The sequence below is a fragment of the uncultured Psychromonas sp. genome, from assembly GCF_947489755.1.
Lineage (GTDB): Bacteria > Pseudomonadota > Gammaproteobacteria > Enterobacterales > Psychromonadaceae > Psychromonas.
The window spans coordinates 1-3,791 of the sequence record NZ_CANLFB010000060.1 but is presented as its reverse complement, the minus strand read 5'-3'; the positions used below and the strand labels follow the sequence as shown (position 1 = coordinate 3,791).

At 35.3% G+C, this 3,791-nt stretch carries 3 protein-coding genes and 2 tRNA genes; 3 read left to right on the top strand and 2 right to left on the bottom strand.

From position 1 onward, the window contains the following. Together Q0794_RS17955 and Q0794_RS17950 are read right to left on the bottom strand one after the other, a co-directional pair. Positions 1-73, bottom strand: a tRNA-Met gene (locus Q0794_RS17955). A 47-nt stretch (positions 74-120) separates the two neighbouring features. Then, a tRNA-Met gene (locus Q0794_RS17950) sits at positions 121-197 on the bottom strand. A gap of 342 nt (positions 198-539) precedes the next feature. Between Q0794_RS17950 and Q0794_RS17945 the strand changes: the two genes are divergently transcribed. The 3 genes from Q0794_RS17945 to Q0794_RS17935 all read left to right on the top strand — a co-directional run bounded on the left by Q0794_RS17945 (position 540) and on the right by Q0794_RS17935 (position 3,658). Further along, a complete protein-coding gene (locus tag Q0794_RS17945; protein ID WP_298944241.1) occupies positions 540-887 on the top strand; it encodes a hypothetical protein in 348 nt (115 codons plus the stop codon). 368 nt (positions 888-1,255) lie between these two features. Further along, positions 1,256-2,152 carry a glucosaminidase domain-containing protein gene (locus Q0794_RS17940; RefSeq protein ID WP_298944239.1) on the top strand — a complete coding sequence of 299 codons (897 nt, stop codon included), beginning with the start codon at positions 1,256-1,258 and terminating at the stop codon, positions 2,150-2,152. A 261-nt stretch (positions 2,153-2,413) separates the two neighbouring features. Further along, positions 2,414-3,658 carry an outer membrane protein transport protein gene (locus tag Q0794_RS17935; protein ID WP_298944237.1) on the top strand — a complete coding sequence of 415 codons (1,245 nt, stop codon included), beginning with the start codon at positions 2,414-2,416 and terminating at the stop codon, positions 3,656-3,658. The last annotated feature ends 133 nt before the right edge of the window (positions 3,659-3,791 follow it).

Sequence of the window (3,791 nt, the reverse complement as noted above, 5' to 3'; positions counted from 1 at the left end):
TGCGAGAGCAGGATTTGAACCTACGACCTTCGGGTTATGAGCCCGACGAGCTACCAGACTGCTCCATCTCGCGTCCGGATTTAGTAAACACTTAAACGACAACTTTTTCTTAATAAGAATTGGTTGCGAGAGCAGGATTTGAACCTACGACCTTCGGGTTATGAGCCCGACGAGCTACCAGACTGCTCCATCTCGCGTCCGTTTAAGTGCGGCGAATGATATAGAGATCACATTATATTGCAAGTGTTATTTGAAGTATCTAAGCAAATGAGACACTAGTTGCTTAAAGAACAAGCGAATTGCCTTAATCGTTCATAATTAAAGGTATATCTATAATATAAGTAACAATAATGATGTTGTTCGGACTATTAATTTTTAATGATGAAAGTAGGGTGGATAATTGTACGAATCTTATTCATCATACAATTACCATCACACTATCTAACTAATCATGGAACATTTAGTACATAACACGGTATTATACATTTTTAATCATTTAGCTTTTTAGCTAACTTAAACTTTATAGAAAGAGGGTCTACATGGATATCAACGGTTCTAAGCCGGGTCATTCAGTTCTCGAAGAGTTAACGGGATTTAAACCCAAAGCATTTATCATTATTATTGTTGTTGCATACATGTCGCTATTAACTATTCCTGCGGCTATTAATTCAGTAGGTTTGCCTGCGATGCCGATCGTAATTGGTGTGATGTTGATTCAATATGGTCTTTTATATTTTGTCGGTAAAATACATGGCACTAGTATTTTGAAAACCATGACAGGTAATGGGTTCATAGGTTGGCTAATGTGGTTAGCACTTGTTTGTATGTTAATGCTACCTATTATTCATTTATTGACGATGTTTGGATTAATAAATATTGGCACTTAAGACTTATAAAAACGTCCTCATTAGTCTAGTATAAATTAGTATAAAGAAGGTAATAACAATAATAACTGCTTGTTACCTTTACTTTTATCTATGTTGATTCTTTGATTCTCGCCGCTTACTATTTTATTGCAAACTTATTTTATACATTTACTTTACAATTAATTTGCTAACCAATTTCTTCTTTCATTCGTTATAATAGATACATCATTTTGTGCATGCTCATTGAACATCTCATATAACATTATTTAACCCATCAATTTTATTAACATGTAGCCAATTTTCCTAATATATAATTTAGATTAATTTATTGCCTGTTACATCGATACTTTAAAAATAGAGTTAACTCACTATTTTCTGGAAATTATTTTATGAAAAAATCCATTGTTTTTACATTACTTACCGTATTGTTTTTGTCAGCTTGTACAGAGAGTCTTTCGACCTCTGAAAAACTAATGGCAAATCCAACCGAAATAAAAATCACGTCACTTGATGACCTAACTGCAGTGTTTAAAAAGTTACATTATACGCCTGAAGATTGGGATAACGGCATCAAAGAAGTTCCTCGCTTAACGTTTGAAAGCGTGAGTCCAAAATGGAAAGATATCTCTAAGAATATGCCCGTTGAAAATAAAAAGAGCATTTTCTTACGTTTAATATTACCGTTGGTTTTAGTATCCAATGAAAATATTTTGCGTGAACGAGAAATCGTTACAACAGCTAAATTAACCTCACCTGAGCTGATTTCTATTGCGCTTAAATATGAAGTTATTGAAGATGAAGCAACCGCTTTAACCAATGACGACAAACAAACATTATTGAAACGCGTTAATATTATTCCACCTTCATTAGCATTAGCACAAGCTGCAGAAGAAAGCGCATGGGGAACATCTCGATTTGCCTTGGAGGGGAATGCATTTTTCGGACAATGGGATTTCAGTGGTAATGGTATTAAACCAAAACAACAACGAACAGAATTAGGCAATTATGGTATTGCGCGTTTTGATAGCCCTTTAGGTTCAGTTGAAGGTTATATGCTAAATATTAATACCACTTCTGCTTATCAATCATTACGTAATTTACGTGCTAAACAAGTCGCAGTAAATAAATCATTTTCAGGTTTATTGTTGGCTGGCACATTGATTAAATATTCGGAGCGTGGCCAAGCTTATATTGATGGATTACGTAGTTTAATTCGTTATAACAAATTAAGCGCAACCGACGATACTTTCTTATCAGACAATAATTTAGTGCACCTAGTCTACTAATTTTTGTACTTTCTTTCTCTATCGTATTAATTCTTATCGATTTTATTATTGATTCTAATACGATAGAGGCTAATTAAAATCGTGAAACTCATGCCCAACTCAGCTATTTTCGATAAATTAATGGAAAGCATTTGCGACGGATCACGATTTTAGAGCATAACTTAATTTAAATATTTATTCTCAATTATGCTCTTACTATTAAATATCAAGTGACGCTGCGATAAAGCGGAGTTCACAATACCAAATACCAAGGATGATAATATGCGCACTCGGATGCAAGGACTTCATTTATTTAAAAAAACACTACTCGTTAGTGCACTTACTCTTTCTGCTTTGCAAGTCAATGCAGCGGGCTTCCAATTAAACTCACAATCTGCAACAGGATTGGGACGTGCTTTTGCAGGTGATGCTGTTATTGCCGATAATGCATCTGTTATGGCTCGTAATGCAGCTGCAATGGCATTGTTCGATAAAACGGCTTTATCGTTAGGTGTGAATATTTTAAAAACAGATATTTCAGTATCTGATGGTGTTTATACTAGTTTAACGTCACCATCAGGTACAGAGTCAAGTTATGATGACGCAGGTGGTGTTTCAGTTTCACCTAATATTCACATTATTTTTCCAATCAATGAAACATTTGCTGTTGGTGTTGATTTATATTCCAATTTTGGTACTCGAACAGATTTTGATGACTCATTTTCCGGCTCTGAGTTCGGGGGGCTAACAGATGTTAAAAGTTTGAATTTAGGGTTAGCAGCTTCTTATCGACTTAATCAACAATGGAGTCTTGGTGCTGGAGTCGACATTATTTATGGAACAGGGGAGTTAAAGAGAACATTAAGCGATGATTTAGGGCCTTATAGCGGTATTACTGTTTTAGATGCTGATGTTGCAGGTTTTGCTGTTGGTTTTAATGTAGGTGCCGTATTTGAATTAAATAAGAATAACCGTTTTGGATTATCTTATCATTATAGTCCAGAATTAGAGGCAAAAGGGGATGTAACCTTTAATGGGGTAACGAGTGAAGATGATTCGTTATACTTAGGCTTACCTGATATAGCTGAATTTTCAGGTTATCATCGTATTACAAATACAAAATATGCAGTTCATTACAGTGTCCAGTGGATAGGTTGGTCTTCATTTGACACATTAGAGTCGGATGCTTTTGGTACTGTAAATACTTATAAGTGGAAAGATGCAATGCATTTCTCTATTGGTGGTACTTATTACTTAAATGAAACATGGACATTGAGAACCGGTTACATGTACGACATGAGTGCTCAAGATGAAGTGACTTCAATCTCAGTGCCTGACTCAGATCGCCAATGGCTCTCAGGCGGCTTCACTTATCACTTTTCTGAAAGTAGTAATGTAGACTTTGGTGCAACTTACCTGTTTGGTAAAGACGTATCGGTTTCAGAAAGCACTGCATTATCTTCTATCACTGGTACAACACATGCAGATGCCTTGCTAGTGGCCGTACAATATAGCCACGAATTTTAAGTATTCAGTGATAAAATAATATTTATGAAATCAAGAAAACAAAAAAGCGCCGAAGGGTAATGCCGATCAGTTAAGAAAATTAGTTGATTTTTAGCTGAAGAAGATCAAAATCCTATGACTCAAAAGGTCATGG

Coding starts and splice junctions, on each gene's coding strand:
- Q0794_RS17935 (WP_298944237.1), top strand. CDS start 2,414: ATGCGCACTCGGATGCAAGGACTTCATTTATTTAAAAAAACACTACTC.
- Q0794_RS17945 (WP_298944241.1), top strand. CDS start 540: ATGGATATCAACGGTTCTAAGCCGGGTCATTCAGTTCTCGAAGAGTTA.
- Q0794_RS17940 (WP_298944239.1), top strand. CDS start 1,256: ATGAAAAAATCCATTGTTTTTACATTACTTACCGTATTGTTTTTGTCA.